The organism is Pseudomonas sp. OV546, assembly GCF_900116845.1.
Taxonomy (GTDB): domain Bacteria; phylum Pseudomonadota; class Gammaproteobacteria; order Pseudomonadales; family Pseudomonadaceae; genus Aquipseudomonas; species Aquipseudomonas petroselini.
The window spans coordinates 251,635-268,594 of the sequence record NZ_FPCE01000002.1 but is presented as its reverse complement, the minus strand read 5'-3'; the positions used below and the strand labels follow the sequence as shown (position 1 = coordinate 268,594).

14 protein-coding genes are annotated in these 16,960 nt (G+C 60.1%); 5 read left to right on the top strand and 9 right to left on the bottom strand.

Translation table 11 applies throughout. The features are described 5' to 3' along the window. Positions 1-9: 9 nt before the first annotated feature. The 7 genes from algG to yaaA all read right to left on the bottom strand — a co-directional run bounded on the left by algG (position 10) and on the right by yaaA (position 10,334). Positions 10-1,599, bottom strand: a complete 1,590-nt coding sequence (gene algG / locus BM403_RS06400; protein WP_012722331.1) for a mannuronan 5-epimerase AlgG — start codon at positions 1,597-1,599, stop codon at positions 10-12. Then, positions 1,599-3,086 carry an alginate export family protein gene (locus tag BM403_RS06395; protein WP_012722332.1) on the bottom strand — a complete coding sequence of 496 codons (1,488 nt, stop codon included), beginning with the start codon at positions 3,084-3,086 and terminating at the stop codon, positions 1,599-1,601. The genes algG and BM403_RS06395 overlap by 1 nt, the downstream gene beginning before the upstream one ends. Beyond that, entirely contained in the window at positions 3,083-4,624 is a 1,542-nt protein-coding gene (gene algK, locus BM403_RS06390; protein ID WP_173390378.1) for an alginate biosynthesis TPR repeat lipoprotein AlgK, read from the bottom strand. Before algK ends, BM403_RS06395 begins: the two co-directional genes overlap by 4 nt. A gap of 8 nt (positions 4,625-4,632) precedes the next feature. Beyond that, positions 4,633-5,799: an alginate biosynthesis protein Alg44 gene (locus BM403_RS06385; RefSeq protein ID WP_012722334.1), complete on the bottom strand. Its 1,167-nt coding sequence runs from the start codon at positions 5,797-5,799 to the stop codon at positions 4,633-4,635. Between the two features lie 37 nt (positions 5,800-5,836). Continuing rightward, positions 5,837-7,318 (bottom strand): mannuronan synthase, encoded by a 1,482-nt coding sequence (gene alg8 / locus BM403_RS06375; protein WP_162471071.1) that lies wholly within the window; start codon positions 7,316-7,318, stop codon positions 5,837-5,839. An 83-nt stretch (positions 7,319-7,401) separates the two neighbouring features. Further along, positions 7,402-8,718: a nucleotide sugar dehydrogenase gene (locus BM403_RS06370; RefSeq protein WP_093542128.1), complete on the bottom strand. Its 1,317-nt coding sequence runs from the start codon at positions 8,716-8,718 to the stop codon at positions 7,402-7,404. A gap of 836 nt (positions 8,719-9,554) precedes the next feature. Then, the gene (gene yaaA, locus BM403_RS06365; protein WP_012722337.1) at positions 9,555-10,334 is read right to left on the bottom strand and encodes a peroxide stress protein YaaA; all 780 of its coding nucleotides are present in this window, start codon (positions 10,332-10,334) and stop codon (positions 9,555-9,557) included. Positions 10,335-10,453: 119 nt separating this feature from the next. On the opposite strand from yaaA, the gene BM403_RS06360 reads away from it, so the two are divergent. The 5 genes from BM403_RS06360 to moaE all read left to right on the top strand — a co-directional run bounded on the left by BM403_RS06360 (position 10,454) and on the right by moaE (position 14,565). Continuing rightward, entirely contained in the window at positions 10,454-11,578 is a 1,125-nt protein-coding gene (locus BM403_RS06360; protein WP_093542126.1) for a polysaccharide deacetylase family protein, read from the top strand. A gap of 339 nt (positions 11,579-11,917) precedes the next feature. Next, complete coding sequence (locus BM403_RS06355) at positions 11,918-13,312, top strand: PhoH family protein (protein ID WP_012722339.1); 1,395 nt, start codon at positions 11,918-11,920, stop codon at positions 13,310-13,312. Between the two features lie 88 nt (positions 13,313-13,400). After that, a complete protein-coding gene (moaC, locus tag BM403_RS06350; protein ID WP_046034357.1) occupies positions 13,401-13,874 on the top strand; it encodes a cyclic pyranopterin monophosphate synthase MoaC in 474 nt (157 codons plus the stop codon). Continuing rightward, positions 13,871-14,113 (top strand): molybdopterin converting factor subunit 1, encoded by a 243-nt coding sequence (gene moaD / locus BM403_RS06345; RefSeq protein WP_012722341.1) that lies wholly within the window; start codon positions 13,871-13,873, stop codon positions 14,111-14,113. Before moaC ends, moaD begins: the two co-directional genes overlap by 4 nt. 2 nt (positions 14,114-14,115) lie before the next feature. Beyond that, positions 14,116-14,565 (top strand): molybdopterin synthase catalytic subunit MoaE, encoded by a 450-nt coding sequence (gene moaE / locus BM403_RS06340; RefSeq protein ID WP_012722342.1) that lies wholly within the window; start codon positions 14,116-14,118, stop codon positions 14,563-14,565. Positions 14,566-14,712: 147 nt separating this feature from the next. Here the strand turns inward: moaE and rhlB are convergent, their stop codons facing one another. Together rhlB and BM403_RS06330 are read right to left on the bottom strand one after the other, a co-directional pair. Then, positions 14,713-16,182: an ATP-dependent RNA helicase RhlB gene (gene rhlB, locus BM403_RS06335; protein ID WP_043204814.1), complete on the bottom strand. Its 1,470-nt coding sequence runs from the start codon at positions 16,180-16,182 to the stop codon at positions 14,713-14,715. Between the two features lie 96 nt (positions 16,183-16,278). Further along, complete coding sequence (locus BM403_RS06330; RefSeq protein WP_012722344.1) at positions 16,279-16,935, bottom strand: alpha/beta hydrolase; 657 nt, start codon at positions 16,933-16,935, stop codon at positions 16,279-16,281. Between the last annotated feature and the right edge of the window lie 25 nt (positions 16,936-16,960).

Below are 16,960 nucleotides of genomic sequence, written 5' to 3'. Positions count from 1 at the left end.
GGGTCATCCTCAGTCCTGCAATTCGGTCTGGCGTTCGACAGGGTCGATCAGCACGGCTTTCTGCTGGCGCACCAACAGGTCGAGAATCTCTTCCTGGCGATCGCCCAGCACGCCGTTGAAGCTGATGCCGCTGGATTTGGTCGGCGCCAGCATCGACACGCGGTACAACTCGACACTCAACGGCGAGTCGATGGACAGCGGCCCGCTGCCGTTACCCGCCAGTTCACCGCCGACCACGATCAGCGAGACCTTGGCGTCGAACGGGTCGAGGGCGATGTCGCGGTCGGTGTCGGTCAAGTCCTTGATGTGGCCGTAGAGCCCGGTCAGGCCGTTGGCCATCGAGGTGTTTTCGTACAGCTTGATGTTGACGCTGTTACGCACACGGATACCGTGGCGACGGTTGGCAATCACCTTGTTGCCCCACAGCAGGTTATCGCCGCTCTCATAGAGCGTGATGCCGTCGGTGTGGTTACGGTAGAACTCGTTGTCGGCGACGAAGTTGTTGACGCTGTTACGGTCGAGTACCAGGCCCGACAGCTTGTTGTCGTAGCTGCGGTTATTGAAGATGAAGCTGTCGTTCACTTCCCGGGAAATGATGATGCCGTGCTTCTTCTTGGTGCCGTAGACGGTGTTGTCCGCGATGATCAGGCCGTGGGAACGGTCGTGGGGGTCAATGCCGTAGACGATGTTGTCTTTGTAGGTATTGCCCTTGATCACAAAGCCTGTGGTCTCGTAGCAGTAGAAGCCGTACCACATGTCCGAGAACTCGGAGTCGATGATCCAGCCCGTCGGCTCAGGGCGCTTGAGCACCTTGGCCATGTTCGGCGTGTACTGGGAAATACTCACCCCGTACGACTTACTGTTGGCGTAGCCGAAACTGGCCATCTTGGTGTTGGAGATGTAGGTCTCGGTACCGCCCCAGGCCAGCAGGAACGGGCGGAATTCCTTGGGTGACTTGTACAGCGCGGGGCCGTTGGCCTTTTCGCTCCAGCCGGTGACTTTGGTGTCACGCACAAACAGCTGGCCGTCGTTGATCAGGAACGAACCGGCTTCCTGGGACAGGCGCAGCTCTTGGGTTTTCTTGTCGATTTCCAGGATGCCCTTGCGTCCGACCACGATCGGCAGCTTGGCCAGGAACACACCCGGCGAGGTTTCGCTCAGGTACTGCTTAGGCACTTTGCCGAGCAAGTCCTTGAGGTTCATGTAGCCGTCGTCGATGAAGATCGCCTGGGGAATGCCGTGCTGGCGCACCACCCATTCAGCCATCTTGTTGTCACCGCCGATGAAGTCCTTGAGGGCGTCTTCCTGCATCATGCGGCGGATGCTGATTTTGCCCGGCTTGGCGCGCACGATTTTCTTTTCCATCGCCGCGTCGGTGTAGCCCGACAGGTCGGGCAGGGCCGGCTTGGCCATTTCCAGCGGCGCGGTCGGCGGGCTGGAGATGGTGTAGGTCTTGGCCTGTTGCAGTTCTTTGGCGATGGTCGGCGCTTTAGCCTGCGGCGCGACATCGGCCATGGCAGCACCGCTTGCCAGCAGCATCGCTGCCGCCAGCATGGCCGAGCCTTTGAGGGCTTGAGGGTTCATTGCGCAGGCTCCCATCAGAATTTCCAGATCACGTCGACAAACGCGCGGTGCATGTACGAGTCGACCTGGCTGCCATAGGCATCACCCGGCTTGAACACACCCGCCCGGAAGCGCACCAGGGCCGACGGTTCGTCGATCGACTGGCTGAGCGCGGCCGGCAGCAGGCCTTTCTTGAAGTACTTGGTGACCACCAGGTCCATCTCCTGGCCCAGGTCTTTCTTGCCGTCTTCAAGCGGCAGGGAAGTGCTGGACAGGATCGCGCCGGTCACGTCGTCGGTGTTGTTCTGCACGGCGTCGATACCGTTGCTGCCCACCGGCTTGTTGCCGTCGACACGCCAGAACTTGTGGTACACCAGGCTGGCGTCGTAGTCCTCGCGCAGCTGCCAGGAACCGAACAGGCTCATGGACTGCATGTTGTTCATCTCGCCGCGAAACGCTTCGCCGAAACGGTGCAGGCGGGATTGGGTGCCGGTGAAGTTCGAACGGTTGCTTTGCAGGCCGTTCTGCTCGTATTCGGCACTGGCGCGGGCGTAGGCCGCACCCACTTGCCATTGAGGGTCCAGACGCAAGCGGATACCCAGGTCGGTAGCCCAGCCACTGACGTCATCGCTGCGCTTGGCCTCTGTCGGGCGGGTACCGTCGGCGTTCAAGGCATTGACCGAATCGCGGTCGCCTCTCATGCCGGTGACGCTGGCCCAGTAATTGACCGTGTTGGTGTTGCGCCAGTTGTAGGCGTCGCTGTTGGCTTCGATGCCGAGCCAGGTCAGGTCGCCGTTCTCGCGTTTGTCCAGCGAGTCGGTGGGCACGCCGGGTTCCGGGAAGTCGAGCTTGCCGTTGTCATGGGTGTGGTGACCACGCAGGCCGATCCACTGGCCTGGCGTCCACTGGTAGGCGGCGTCAGCGTAGAGGTGCTGGCGATCCTTGTCCTTGGGCGACAGTTCCTTGAGGTCGGTGCGGTATTCGCTGAAGCGTTCAGCGACGCCGACATTGGCCTTGAGCAGGGTGGTGTCGAAGGTCCAGTTCAGCGCCTCAATGTTGGTGTCGCGCCATTGGCCGTCGTCATTGCGCAGGCGTTGGCGACCCAGCTTGAGGATCTCGCCGGGGTAGGGCGTGAAGCCGCTGTAGCCGACCCAGAATTCGCGCATGGCCAAGTAGTTTTTCTTGGTCTTGCGGTCGTCGTTGGTGGTCTGCTGGTTTTCGTCATCCGCCGATTGTTGCAGGGTGTCGGTCTCGATGATGTCGCTCGACACCACTGCCTGGCCCATGGCGTAGGCGCTCCACGCGCCGCTTTCGCCGTAGATCCACGGGCGCAGGTCGAGGCCGATGCCGTTGACGTCGCCGCCTTTCTGCGTGCCGAGGTCACGGTCATCTTCGGACTGTGCGGTGGCTTTGACTTCCAGGCCGAAGTTCTTCGCTTCGGTCAGTGCGGCCAGGGTCGGGCACGACCACAGCAAGGCGAAGGTCAGGCCGATGCCGGCTTTGACGAATGGGTTGAGCTTCATAGGGATTCCTCGCCGTCTTCTTCTTCCAGGGCGTGCAGTTGCAGCGTGCTCTGGGCCAGGGTGCCGCGGGTGGCCAGTTCCTGTTGCACCAGGCGTTGGCCTTGAGCGCGTTGTTCCGGCGTCAGCGGGGCTTCGAGCTGCGTGGCCAAGTCATTGGCCTCTGGCGTGTCCTGGGCTTTAGCCAATTGGCTGAAGACATAGGCATTCAATGGGTCGGGCTTGGTGCCCTTGCCTTGGGAAAACAACTGGGCGATGGCGAAGTCGGCGCTGTTCTGGCCGTTGCGCGCAGCGGTCAGCAAGTGATCCAGGGCTTTTTGCGAGTAGACCTGGCCCAAGTAGCCACGGCGGTAGATCTGGCCGAGGTAGTAATCGGCGGCCACTTCGCGGCCCACGGCTTTCTGGAAATGCGCTTCGGCCGCCTTGGCGTCCGCCGGCACCCACTTGCCTTCGTAGTAAAGCTTGCCCAGCAACAGCTCGGCGCGCGGCTGGTCGGCGGCGCGGCCGTTGTCCAGGTACTTCATCATCTGGTCGACGTCGCCCAGTTCAGGGAAGTCGTAGAGCAGTTGCGCCAGGCTGACCCAGGAAGCCGGGTAGCCAGGGGCGATTTTTTCCAGCAGGGCCTGGGCGGTTTTCTCGTCAGGCTTGCCCAGGGAGGCGTCGCCCAACACACGTGCCACGCTGTCCACGCGTTGTGCGGTGACGGTGCCACGGCTGTAACCGGCTTCCATCTGCTTGAGCAGTTCGGCCTGTTTTTCGGGCTCGGCTTTTTTCTGGTAGACGGTGGCCAGCTCGACGTAGCAGATGTCGGTGGTGTTCAGCGCGGCTTTACAGATGCGCTCGACATCATCCAGATGCTGGTCGTAGGTGTCCTGGGTGCGATACAGCAGCACCTGCGCCAGGCCGGCTTCCGGGTAACCCGCGGCCTGCCATTTGCTGATCTGTTGCTGGGCATTCACGTTCGGAAAGCTGTGCGGGTATTGCAGGTACAGCATCGCCAGCGGGATTAGCGTGTTGCCTTCGCCATTGGCGAAGGCTTTTTTCAGCAGGCCTTCGGCTTCATGGTGTTCGGCTTCGGTGCTGCCTGGCTTGGCCACCAGAAGGCGACCGAGACGTGCCTGGGCGCGGGGCGAGGTGTCCGCCGCCGCACGGTAAGTGGCTTCAGCCTGTTTGATTTGCGCCGGATCGCGGGTGCCGACCTGGATATCGGCCAGGCCCACTTGGGCCTCGCTGTAACCCAGGTCTGCCAGTTGCTGGTAATTCTGCTGCGCGGTGACGGTGTCGCCACGCTTGAGCGCTTCATTGGCCAGGCGTTGGTCGGGCAGGCCGGCGCAACCGGCGAGGCTGACTGCGAGTGCCAGCAACGCTACTGAACCCAAGTGGCAACTGCTTTTGTGGCGAGGGAGCTTGCTCCCGCTGGGGTGCGTAGCGCCCCCAAAAGCCGGCTCCAGCTGCGCTGTCGAACGGGAGCAAGCGCCCTCGCCACAGCAAGCTCGCTCCCGCAGGGATTGCGGCGTGTTTGGGATAGTCATCACAGGCATGTCCTCGCTTACAGACCGTGGGCCATGGCTTTATCGATCAGCCAGTTCAGCGATGGGCCACGGTCGCTGATCACTTCGACTGGGCGGCCGGCGTAGGTGCTGTCCAGCGGTGCGTCAGGTTTGATCTGTACGCGGATGTCGGAGGACAGGTCGGCGCTGTTCAGGCTGGTGCTGCTGACGATGGTGCCGGTGCGCAGCTGTTCTTCGTCGGCCACCTGGAAGCTCACGGGTGTACCTGGGCGAACGTCAGCGAACTGACGGTAGGTGAAGCGTGCTTCAACATTGGCCTGGGCGCCGCGCGGCACCAGTTGGAAGATCACGTCGCCTTTGCTGGCGTACTGACCGTCGGCGACCAGTTGCTGGGCAACGATGCAGTCGCACGGCGACGTCAGGGTGCCAGTCATTTGCTTGCCGAACAGTTCTTCAACCTTGGCCGGTTGCAGTTGGTCTTCGTCCAAGTGGCCCTTGAGCACATCGAGCATGCTGGTGCTGAAGGTCGCCAGCGGCGCGCCTTTGGCGGCGATCGCGTCACCTTTGAGCAAGCTTTGCACGGTGCCGTCGCGCGGCATCGTTACGTTCATGCCGGGCACGCTCACCAGGCCAGCCTGTGCGTGGCTGACGAAATACATGCCATACACCGACTTGAAGACAAAGCCGAACGCCGCCAGGCCCACCAGGAAGATCGCCAGGCTGAACGTCACGGCGCGCAGGCGGCCGAAGGCGCTCATGTTGCTGCCGCTGTCCTTGACCTTGCGCGCCTTGGTGAAGTTGTCGCGCTGCAGGGTCGCCAGCACGTCGCCCATGGTCACGATGTCACCGGACAGGTGCGAAGTGATCAGGTGGCGCAGGGTGGAAATATCCTGGGCGTCGAGGTTCTGGAACTGGCAACCGGTGCGGCCGGTCTGGCGATCGTAGGAGCGAATCTGCAGCTCCACGTCCATCGCCAGGCCGAGGTTATCGATGACGAACTGCAGACGACCCTTGTGCACTTCACCGATGGTCAGCGGTTGGGTGGCGGTGAACGCCAGGCCGCCGGCGGAGAGGTCGATCACCCGTGCTTCGGTCTGGGTGCGGTCAGTGTTGAAGAAGCGCAGCTTGGCCGGGATTTTGACACGGGCGTGCTGGCGCTGGGCTTCGGATTCGTGGACTACGTTGGCGTTTACTGGACTGTTCATCAGGGCATTTCCTAGAGTTAATTCAGGCTTGGCAGGGTCAGACCATCATCAGCAACACGGCAACGAAGATGCTGCCGGCGGAGAAGGTCATGGTCCGAGACGACCAGGTGTTGAACCAACGTTGAAAGCTGGCCAAATCGCGGGTCAGTTTGGTGTCCTGGCGGGTCCAGGACTGTTGATCAAGGCGGAAGAACACGTAGATCTTCACCAGCGCGCCCATGATCTGGTTGTAATAGAGAATCATCGGGTACGCCGGGCCGATCGTGTGGCCGGAGCACGACAGCAGCAGGGTCAGGATCAGGCGAGTGATGCCGATCCACAGCAGGTAGGCGAGGATGAACGCGCCGCCGTACTTGAAGGTGGCGATGATCGCCACGGTCAGGCCGAGCAGGGAGGTCCACATCGACACGCGCTGGTCGAACAGCACCACGCTGGTGAACAGGCCGAGGCGGCGTACACCCAGGCCCAGGGCGCGTGAGTTCTGGCGCAGGTTGTTGCCGTACCAGCGGAACATCAGCTTGCGGCTGGCTTTGATAAAGCTCTTTTCCGGTGGGTGTTCCACGGTGTTGATCGCCGCATCCGGCACGTAGAAGGTGTCGTAGCCCAGGCGCATCAAGCTGAACCAGCTGGATTTGTCATCACCGGTGAGGAATTTGAAGCGGCCCAGGCGCCAGTGTTGCAGCGAGTCGCTTTCCACGTCGGCGATAAAGCCTGGGTCGGTGACGACGCTGGCACGGAACACCGACATACGACCGGTCATGGTCAGTACGCGCTTGGACAGGGCCATGGAGCACATGTTGATGTGGCGTTGGGCGAAGCGCAGTTTGTGCCACTCGCTCATGATGTAGCCGCCGCGTACTTCGCAGAACTCGTTGGTGGTCAGGCCACCGACATTGCCGAACAGCTGGAACCACGGCACGGTCTTGCGCACGACGCCTTCGGCGAGCACGGTGTCGCCGTCGATCACCGCAACCACGGCACGGTCGTCCGGCAGGTGGCGGGAGATGGCGCGGAAACCGAATGCCAGGCCATCGCGCTTGCCGGTGCCGGCGATACGCACGAAGTCGAGCTTCACATGCTCCGGCGGGTTCATGCGTTCCCACAGGCTCTTCACCAGCAGCTCATCGGACATTTCCACCAGCGAGCAGACCACGGTGGTGGGGAAGCCGCATTCGATGGCTTCACGGATCACCGAGCTGTAGACCTGCGCGGTGGTCAGCGCATCGATACGGAAACTGGTGACCATCAGGAACACATGGGACGGGTCGGCAGCCTTGCCCAGCTTGCGCACTTTACGGCGCAGGTGCGGGTAGACCACGTACAGGAACAGCATGCCGCGAAAGAAATGCGTTGCACCCATCGAGTAGCGCCAGATACCGACGGCGCCAATCAGGAAAATAAAATTCTTCGACTCGGAGTCGAACGTACTCGCCGGTAACAACGCGGCGAGACCCATCAGCAGGCTCAGAAAGAACAGCCAGCCGGCGGATTGGAGCAGTACGTGTTTTAACTTGGACATAAGCGTCATCCGAAGGTGAAGAAGGCTCCAGGCTGCAAGCGCTGGGGATTGTTACGCTTGCAGCCCGAAACTTGCCGTTGCTGTTACCAGCAAATGCCTTCGGTGCGGCCGCTGACGCTGGTGGCTGCGGACATGAAGCCCACCAGGTCGACGACTTGCTTGCCGTGCGGTGCGTTATGCGCCAGGGCACGGAACTTCTCATCGCGGTTGCCCAGGATGATCACGTCGGAGTTGTTGATCACTTCATCGAAGTCCGAATTGAGCAGGGACGACACGTGCGGGATCTTGCCTTCGATGTAGTCTTTGTTTGCACCGTGGACACGGGCGTACTCAACGTTGCTGTCGTAGATGCTCAGGTCGTAACCCTTGCCGATCAGCATTTCGGCCAACTCGACCAGCGGGCTTTCGCGCAGGTCATCGGTGCCGGCCTTGAAGCTCAGGCCCAGCAAGGCGATGCGGCGTTTGTCGTGGCTGGAGACGATGTCGAAGGCGTTCTGCACCTGGGACTCGTTGCTGCGCATCAGCGAGTTGAGCAGCGGCGCTTCCACGTCCAGGGAACCTGCGCGGTAAGTCAGGGCGCGCACGTCTTTTGGCAGGCACGAGCCGCCGAACGCGAAGCCTGGGCGCATGTAGTACTGGGACAGGTTGAGGGTCTTGTCCTGGCAGACCACTTCCATCACTTCGCGACCGTCGACGCCGACAGCCTTGGCGATGTTGCCGATCTCGTTGGCGAAGGTGACCTTGGTGGCGTGCCACACGTTGCAGGTGTACTTGATCATTTCGGCGACGGCGATGTCCTTGCGGATGATCGGCGCGTCGAGTTCTTCGTACAGCGACTGCAGGACATCGCCGGAGGCTTTGTCGAATTCGCCGATGACGGTCATCGGTGGCAGGTCGTAGTCGGCGATGGCGGTGGATTCACGCAGGAATTCCGGGTTGACCGCGACACCGAAGTCGACGCCGGCTTTTTTGCCCGAGCAGTCTTCAAGGATCGGGATCACCACGTTGGCCACGGTGCCAGGCAGAACGGTGCTGCGCACGACCACGGTGTGGCGAGTGGCTTTGTCACGCAGGACCAGGCCGATTTCGCGGCACACCGCTTCGATGTAATCCAGTTCCAGGTCGCCGTTTTTCTTGCTTGGCGTGCCGACGCAAATCATCGACAAGTCGGTGTCGCGAATGGCTTCGGCGAAATTGGTCGTGCCGCGCAGCCGGCCGGTTTCGATACCCTGGCTCAACAGTTCGCCCAGACCCGGTTCAACGATTGGCGATTTGCCTGCATTGATCAGGTCAATCTTGTCCTTGGAGATGTCTACGCCAACCACTTCGTGGCCACGGGCAGACAGGCAACCGGCACATACTGCGCCAACGTAACCGAGACCAAATATGCTGATGCGCATCGCATTTACCTCTTCGTCATTCAAGACTGTGTTAATCGTGCCTATTAAGGCCGGAGTTCATGTTTGCAAGCGTCACTGATGCCGCGAAAGTTAGGCGAATAGACGCCGACTTACCGCGTACAGGCATGTTAAATAGTGAGTGACTAACTATTGCACTCAAGTTGTGCGCAACTTGGCCTTGTTATTGGGGCTTGCCCTCAAATGCAGCCAGCCTTCCTGGGAGAAGGGCTTGGCGCCAGTGCCGCAGGACCTTGATAGAGGCGTTTAGCCTTTAACTATCAATGCCTTGGGTTTTATCACTGACCCATTAGGGTAAGCACAGCCTTGGCCTATAGTTCGTGGCAATTGATCCTTATCGCCGCTCTCAACTAATCGGTTGGTAATGTGACCACTGAGTCAAAGTTAATGTGACAACTCTGCTACTTCCGTTGGTCCGCCATGTAAGTCATCTCCTACAGGAACAGAGAATTTCGTTACCGGTGGTATGAGCAGTGCTTTAGGACGAAGTTCCAGGCCGCTCATCCTGTTTCCAGAAATTTCTTGAAATATTAGGAAAGATGGCACTGGTAGTATATTGATAGCACTTGCTATTTGGGCCAGTAGTTATAGGGAGTTGGCGCGAAGGGATAGTTTTGTGCCACTAGTGTTTTAAAAAAACGGTGCCACTACGAAAAAAAACGACAAATGTCGAGTGAAAGAATTTTTAGGGAGGCGTCTGAATATTTTTTGACGCCAAAATAATGACGATTTCGGGCGTGGAATGCAGGCAAAAATGTGGGAGGGGGCTTGCCCCTCCCACATTTGATTTTTAGCGTCGATGAGGTTGGAGCAGGGCTTTATTCCGGTGCGTGATCGCGCAAAAACACCAGGTTGTCAGGCTTCGACTGCTCGGCATTGAAGCGATAGCCCTGCACATCGAACTGCTTAAGCTTGGCCGGGTCGTTGATGCGTTCTTCGATCACGAAGCGGCTCATCATGCCCCGGGCCTTCTTGGCGTAGAAACTGATGATCTTGTACTGGCCGTTCTTGAGGTCCTTGAACTCGGTGTTGATGATCCGCGCGTTCAGGGCGGTGCGCTTGACCGCCGAGAAGTACTCGTTGGAGGCCAGGTTGAGCAGCACGTCATCACCTTGTGCGGCCAGTGCTTCATTGAGCCACTCGCTGATGCGGGTGCCCCAGAAGGCGTACAGGTCCTTGCCACGGGCGTTGGGCAGTTTGGTGCCCATCTCCAGGCGGTACGGCATCATCAGGTCCAGCGGGCGCAGCAGGCCGTACAGGCCGGAGAGCATGCGCAGGTGGTCCTGGGCGTAGGTGAAATCGGCGTCGCTGAAGGTGTCGGCATTCAGGCCGGTGTAGACGTCACCCTTGAACGCCAGCAACGCCTGCTTGGCATTGGCCTGGGTGAAGGCGGGCGTCCAACTGCCGAAGCGGGCAGCGTTGAGGCCGCCGATCTTGTCGGATACGTGCATCAATTCGCTGATTTGCGCCGGGCTCAGTTCGCGCAATTGTTCGATCAACTCCTGGGAGTGGTCGAGGTATTGCGGCTGGGTGAAGCGCGGGGTTACCGGCGTTGACTCGAAATCGAGGGTCTTGGCGGGGGAAATCACCATCAGCATGAAGTCGTCTCCTGTAAACGTGGAGGGATTCTAGGGGGTTGGGCGTTTTGACTCCACCTATGATGGCGATAGGCGCGATCCGCTATGATGGCCGGTGACTCTGGAGAGGGAGACCCTGTGTGCGAATAGCGCTTTTGTTGTCGGCTTGCCTGCTTTGCCTGAATGCCCAGGCGGCACCGGTGGATGTAGCCAGCCTGGACCGTGGCACCTGGCCCGAGAAGCTCAGCAGCCCGGCGCTGTTCGATGTGGCTTCACGCGCCGAAATCCTGATGTTCGCTCACAGCCTACTGGCCAGCGAGCGCCAGGATGAAGCCGCGCTCAAGCAGCGCCTGGGCCTGAAGATCATCAACATGGCCGCCATCGACGACCTGCGCCGCCAACTCTGGCAGCGCCTGCTGGAGAACTACACGTTCGCCCAGCAGAGTTGCGAAGTCGACGCCTCGTTCTGCTATCTGGTAGAGAACATGGACGATCTGCTCGAGCAGGCCGGCAAGTTTGAGGTAAGCGAAGACTCCTTCTATATAGGCTGGGCCAATCCCAGCCATGTGTTCCATGAGCGCTACCTGGACGAGTTGTTGCGCAAGGCTGCGCTGTTCCCACAGATCAGCAGCGAGGTCGCACTGTTCGGCGACCATGAGCGCAATGGCAACGAATTCAACGACCGCCTGTTCCTGCTGACCTTCGACGGCGGCCCGGCCCCGGTCAGTGGCAATACCGACTGGCTCACCGATTACCTGCGCAAACAGAAGATGAATGCGACCTTCTTCGCCCTTGGCAGCAGCCTGCAAAACCGTGTGGAACGTAGTTCCGTCGCCGATGTAGAGGCGCTCTATCAAGGTCAGTGCGTTGGCACCCAGGGGTGGCAGTACCGTTCGCACAGTCATTGGTTGGACTGGCAGAGTTCCATCACCCGCAGCGCATCGCTGGCCCAAAACCTGATGCCGGAAAACTACGTGCCGCTGTTCCGGCCGCCCTATGGCCAGCGTCGTGCGGACAGCCAGGGCTTCTTTCAAGCCCAGGGCTTGCAGGTGGCGTTGTGGGACATCGATTCCCAGGACGAACCAGGCAAGCTCAAGGCCGATGAGTCGGCGCAGCGGGTGCTGACGCTGATGTTGCTGTGGCGCAAAGGGGTCATCGTGTTTCACGACACCCAGGACAAGGCGCAGGTGGCTTTGCCGATCTTGTTGCAGGCAACGGCGCAGAGTGGTTTGGGGTGGCAGGACTGCCGGGAGGCTTTTCGCTGAAATGCCCGGCCCTGTTGGGGATGAGGCATTTGTGGGGTGATTTTGTGCGACATTTCGATGCAGGCGGACTTCCGACTTTAACGGGGACCATGGTGCTCGGCTAGTGCTATTCGTCATCCTGAAAAATAAACTTCAAAAAAACGTCAAAGTGCTTTTTTCTGTCATGGGTTTTGCGGTATTACGAAGTCAGATCGCCGAAACCTGCAGCACAGGTGGCGTCTTCCAAGACTCCTCATGTGGGCACTGCGCTTGACGTCACTCAGGTGCAGTCGGTGGTCGAATCGAGGCGCAGCACCGCCCAGGTATTGCGTCGACTGGCTCCCACAAAGGTGACCGAGTATGGATGATCATGGACGTAACCCTTCTTCCGACCAGCCAATCCTTTATGTGCTTGATACCAACGTATTGATCCACGATCCAAACGCACTGCTTAACTTCGAAGAACACCACGTCGCCATTCCGATGATCGTGCTTGAGGAGCTCGACAAACTCAAAAGCGGGCACCACAGCGTGGCTGCCGAGTGCCGCCAGGCCATCCGCTTGATCGACAAGACATTGGGCGAAGCCTCGCCGGAAGACGTCGAGGTCGGCGTCCCGATCCAGCGCGGTAAAAGCGGGCCCAAAGGCTTGCTGTCGATCCTGATGAGCAAGCGCAGCGAGCCCAACAGCCTGCTGCCGGAAAACCTGAACGACAACAAAATCATCAACCAATTGATCGACCTGCACGCACGCGACAAGGACCTGCGCCTGGTGCTGGTGACCAAAGACATCAATATGCGCCTCAAGGCACGAGCGTGTGGGATCGCTGCCGAGGACTACAGTACCGACCAACTGGTCGACGATGTGTCGATGCTCTCCCGCGGTTATCACACCGTAACCGGCTCGTTCTGGGACCTTGTCAGCAAGGTCGAAACCCGTCAGGACCATGGCCGCACCTGGCACCAGGTGCAGCTGATCGACAACCTGCCGGCCGTGCATATCAATGAATTCATCATCGACGAACAAGGCTTCGTGGGTTGGATCAAAGAGATCCAGGTCGACAAGCTGTTGATCCTCGACCTGCATCAGGAACCCCTGTTGCACCAGGAAGCCTGGGGCCTGAAACCGCGTGATATCTACCAGAGCCTAGCGCTGTATGCGCTGCTCGACCCGGACATCCACCTGGTCAACCTGACCGGCGCCGCAGGCTCCGGGAAAACCATCCTCGCCCTGGCTGCCGCTATCGAGCAGACCATGGTGACCAAGCGCTATCGCCGCATCATCGCCACCCGCAGCGTGCAGGGCCTGGACCAGGAAATCGGTTTCCTGCCCGGCACCGAAGCGGAAAAAATGGAGCCGTGGCTGGGGGCGATCACCGACAACCTCGAAGCCTTGCACATGGATGACGAAAACACCCATGGCAGCGTCGACTACATCCTCAGCAAAGTGCCGTTGCAGTTCAAATCCCTCAACTACATCCGAGGTCGCAGCTTCCAGCAAAGCCTGATTTTGATCGATGAATGCCAGAACCTCACGCCGCACCAGATGAAAACCATCATCACCCGTGCCGGCGCCGGTTCCAAAGTGGTGTGCCTGGGCAATCTGGCACAGATCGACACCCCTTACCTGTCCGCGACCAGCTCCGGGCTGACTTACCTGACGGAACGCTTCAAAGACTTCCCCAACGGCGTGCACATCGCGCTGCAAGGGGTGCCTCGTTCGATTCTGGCCGAATACGCCGAATCTCACTTGTAAATACGGTCAGTGTGGGAGGGCACTTGCCCCTCCCACATTTTGATCGGCGATAGGTTTACAATCGGTGCTCCTGATCAGGAGTATCCCTGTGCTGACTCATCTCGATTCCCAAGGTCGCGCCCACATGGTCGACGTCACCGACAAGTCCGTGACGTTCCGTGAGGCGGTGGCCGAAGCGCGCGTGCGCATGTTGCCCGAGACCCTGAAAATGATTGTCGACGGCGCCCACCCCAAGGGCGACGTGTTTGCCGTGGCCCGCATTGCCGGGATCCAGGCCGCGAAAAAAACCAGTGACTTGATTCCCCTCTGCCACCCGCTGATGTTGACCGGCGTCAAGGTCGAACTGAGCGCCGACGGCGCAGACTCGGTGCATATCGTGGCGCGCTGCAAGCTCTCCGGCCAGACCGGCGTGGAAATGGAGGCGTTGACCGCTGCCAGCGTCGCCGCGCTGACCCTCTATGACATGTGCAAGGCTGTAGACCGTGGCATGACCATCGAAAGTATCCGCCTGCTGGAAAAACTCGGCGGTAAAAGCGGGCACTTCAAGGCGGACCAGGCATGAGCATCAACGTATTGTTTTTTGCGCGTTACGCAGAGGCTGTGGGCCTTGATTCGCTGGAGATGGAGGGCGAGTTCGCCACCGTCGATGCTGTGCGCCTCGCGCTGGCCAGTGACCCGGAGTTTGCAGTGCTCAACGAGACCAGCCTGATGTGCGCGCGCAACGAAGAGTTGTGCGGCCTCGATGAGCCGGTGCAGGCGGGTGACGAAGTGGCGTTCTTCCCCCCCGTGACTGGAGGCTGACCATGGCCATTCGTGTGCAAGCCCAGGCGTTTGATCCGGGCGTCGAGGTGAATGCCATGCACGCGGCCAATGTCGGCGTGGGCGCGGTGGTGAGCTTTGTCGGCTATGTGCGCGACTTCAATGACGGCCGCGACGTGTCGGGGATGTTCCTGGAGCACTACCCCGGCATGACCGAAAAGGCGTTGGCCAAGATCGCCGTGGAGGCCGAGCAGCGTTGGCCGCTGCTCAAGTTGGAAGTGCTGCACCGCATCGGCGCGCTGGAGCCGGGTGAGCCGATTGTGTTCGTTGCCGCCGCCAGTGCCCATCGCCAGGCCGCGTTTGATGCCTGTGCGTTTGTGATGGACTACCTGAAGACCCGGGCGCCGTTCTGGAAGAAGGAAAACACACCTGAGGGCGCGCGCTGGGTAGAGGGGCGCCACAGCGATCACGCAGCGGCGGATCGCTGGAAATAACCAGCCGAACACCTATCTCAACATCAGCTGAAATCAAATGTGGGAGGGGGCTTGCCCCCGATAACTGTGGCACATTCAACACCTCTGTTGACTGATACACTGCTATCGGGGGCAAGCCCCCTCCCACATTTTTTATCGCATTTCAGCTTACGGACGCTTGCGTTCCACGGCGCGCAACAGGTGCGTCGGCGGCGTCTCACAGCTGATCTTGCGACCCAGCAGCGTCTCGATTGACGGCAACTGATACGAGTCATCTTCCCCGGCAAAGCTGATCGACACACCCGCCGCCCCGGCCCGCCCTGTACGGCCAATGCGGTGCACGTAGTCGTCCGGCACTTCCGGCAGGGTGAAGTTGATCACGTGGCTGATGCCGTCGATGTGAATGCCGCGACCCGCTACGTCGGTGGCCACCAGCACACGAATCTTGCCTTCGCGGAAACCTTCCAGGGTCTTGATGCGCTTGTGTTGCGGCACATCGCCGGACAGTTGCGCGGCGTTCACACCATCACGCACCAGGCGCTCCTCGATACGCCGCACTTCGTCCTTGCGGTTGGCGAACACCATCACGCGCTCCCAACCGTTGTCGTTGACCAGGTTGTAGAGCAGCTTGTACTTGTCGGCACCGGCCACGGCGTAGATATGTTGCTCGACGTTCTCGCTGGCGACGTTGAGCGCTTCGATCTCGACGATGGACGGGTCGGTGGTCCACTGCTTGGCGAGGTTCATCACGTCTTCGGTGAAGGTCGCGGAGAACAGCAGGGTCTGGCGCTCGGCCTTCGGTGGGGTCTGGCGAATGATCTGGCGCACTTGCGGGATAAAGCCCATGTCGAGCATGCGATCGGCTTCGTCCAGCACCATCACTTCGACCATATCCAAGTGCACGTCGCCGCGCTGGTTGAAGTCCAGCAGGCGGCCCGGCGTGGCCACCAGAATGTCGCAGTGACGGGCTTCAAGGTGCTTGAGCTGCTTGTCGAAGTCCATGCCGCCGACGAACGTCATGACGTTGAGGCCGGTGTACTTGGTGAGGTCGGCGGCGTCCTTGGCGATCTGCACCACCAGCTCGCGGGTCGGGGCGATGATCAGTGCGCGCGGCTCACCCATGTAGCGTTCTTTCGGCGGTGGCGTCTGCAGTAGCTGGGTGATGATCGAGATCAGGAAGGCGGCGGTCTTGCCGGTACCGGTCTGGGCGCGACCGATGGCGTCTTTGCCGGCGAGGGTAAAGCCCAGCACCTGCGCCTGGATCGGCGTGCAGTACGGGAAACCCAGGTCCTGGATGGCGTGCATCAGTTCGGGGGCCAGTTTGAAATCGTGGAAGCGGGTCTTGCCTTCCTGGGGCTCGACGACGAAGTCTTCGAGTTTCCATGGGATCACGGGCGGTTTTGGTGCACGTTCACGGCGCGGCTTGGGCGCGACTGGCGCGGGAGCGGCCTCAACCAGCTCTGCCTGTTCAGGCGGCTTCACGGTCGGCTTCTTCGGCGGGGTGACAGGTGCGGTCCGACCTGGCTGCTGACCGTCATTGCGGCTGCCGGGCGTGGGGGTTGGAGCACTGGAATCAGGCGCGAGCGGCTCAGCCTCGCTTTTGCCGAACATCTTCTTAAGTGCTTTGAGCACGGTGATCTCATTAATTGGTTAAGGAATGTACGCCGGCCAGTGTAATGCAAGAATCGGGCGCGGCGTAGTGCGTCTGTCATACGGCTACATAAACGCCGGGTTTCAGCCCAGGCGCGCGGTCAGCCAGGCGCCGATATCGTGTATCTCCTGGGGTAACACTTCGTGGCCCATTGGGTATTCCTGCCATGTCACGGTGACACCACGGCTCTTCAGGTGCTCATACGCCGTGCGACCCATGGCGTTCTGTACCACTTCATCGTACTGGCCGTGCAGACACAGCGTTGGAATGCGCTGCTGGCTGGCAGATAACTCCAGCTCATTATCGAAGGTGGGCGCGTAGGTGGAGAGGGCAATGACGCCACCCAGGGGGCCTTCCCAATTAAGAAACGCCGTGTGGAATACCACCGCACCGCCTTGGGAAAAGCCTGCGAGAAAAATCCGCGAAGCGTCTATTCCGGTTCTCTTCTGTGCCTCGATCAAATCCGTGACCATTTTGGCCGACACTTCCAGCTCTTCCAGGCTGATCGACCGCGCCGGGCTCATGGCCTTGATGTCGTACCAACTGGGCATCTCGTAGCCGCCATTGATTGTCACCGGGCGGGTCGGTGCCTGGGGCAAAACGAAGCGGGTGGTCAGCAAGCTTTCCTGCAACGCTTCGGCCACCGGCAGGAAGTCGTAGCGATCGGCACCCAGGCCATGCAACCAGATTACGCAGGCGTCTGCGGGCTTGGCGGGCTGAAGAATCAAGGGTTCGGTCATGTCTGCTCCATTAATGTGCGTGCGC

What these genes read in the sequence shown, in the direction of transcription:
- algG (WP_012722331.1), bottom strand. Translation starts at nt 1,599, where the DNA reads ATGGGAGCCTGCGCAATGAACCCTCAAGCCCTCAAAGGCTCGGCCATG.
- BM403_RS06395 (WP_012722332.1), bottom strand. Translation starts at nt 3,086, where the DNA reads ATGAAGCTCAACCCATTCGTCAAAGCCGGCATCGGCCTGACCTTCGCC.
- algK (WP_173390378.1), bottom strand. Translation starts at nt 4,624, where the DNA reads ATGCCTGTGATGACTATCCCAAACACGCCGCAATCCCTGCGGGAGCGA.
- BM403_RS06385 (WP_012722334.1), bottom strand. Translation starts at nt 5,799, where the DNA reads ATGAACAGTCCAGTAAACGCCAACGTAGTCCACGAATCCGAAGCCCAG.
- alg8 (WP_162471071.1), bottom strand. Translation starts at nt 7,318, where the DNA reads ATGTCCAAGTTAAAACACGTACTGCTCCAATCCGCCGGCTGGCTGTTC.
- BM403_RS06370 (WP_093542128.1), bottom strand. Translation starts at nt 8,718, where the DNA reads ATGCGCATCAGCATATTTGGTCTCGGTTACGTTGGCGCAGTATGTGCC.
- yaaA (WP_012722337.1), bottom strand. Translation starts at nt 10,334, where the DNA reads ATGCTGATGGTGATTTCCCCCGCCAAGACCCTCGATTTCGAGTCAACG.
- BM403_RS06355 (WP_012722339.1), top strand. Translation starts at nt 11,918, where the DNA reads ATGGATGATCATGGACGTAACCCTTCTTCCGACCAGCCAATCCTTTAT.
- moaD (WP_012722341.1), top strand. Translation starts at nt 13,871, where the DNA reads ATGAGCATCAACGTATTGTTTTTTGCGCGTTACGCAGAGGCTGTGGGC.
- moaE (WP_012722342.1), top strand. Translation starts at nt 14,116, where the DNA reads ATGGCCATTCGTGTGCAAGCCCAGGCGTTTGATCCGGGCGTCGAGGTG.
- BM403_RS06330 (WP_012722344.1), bottom strand. Translation starts at nt 16,935, where the DNA reads ATGACCGAACCCTTGATTCTTCAGCCCGCCAAGCCCGCAGACGCCTGC.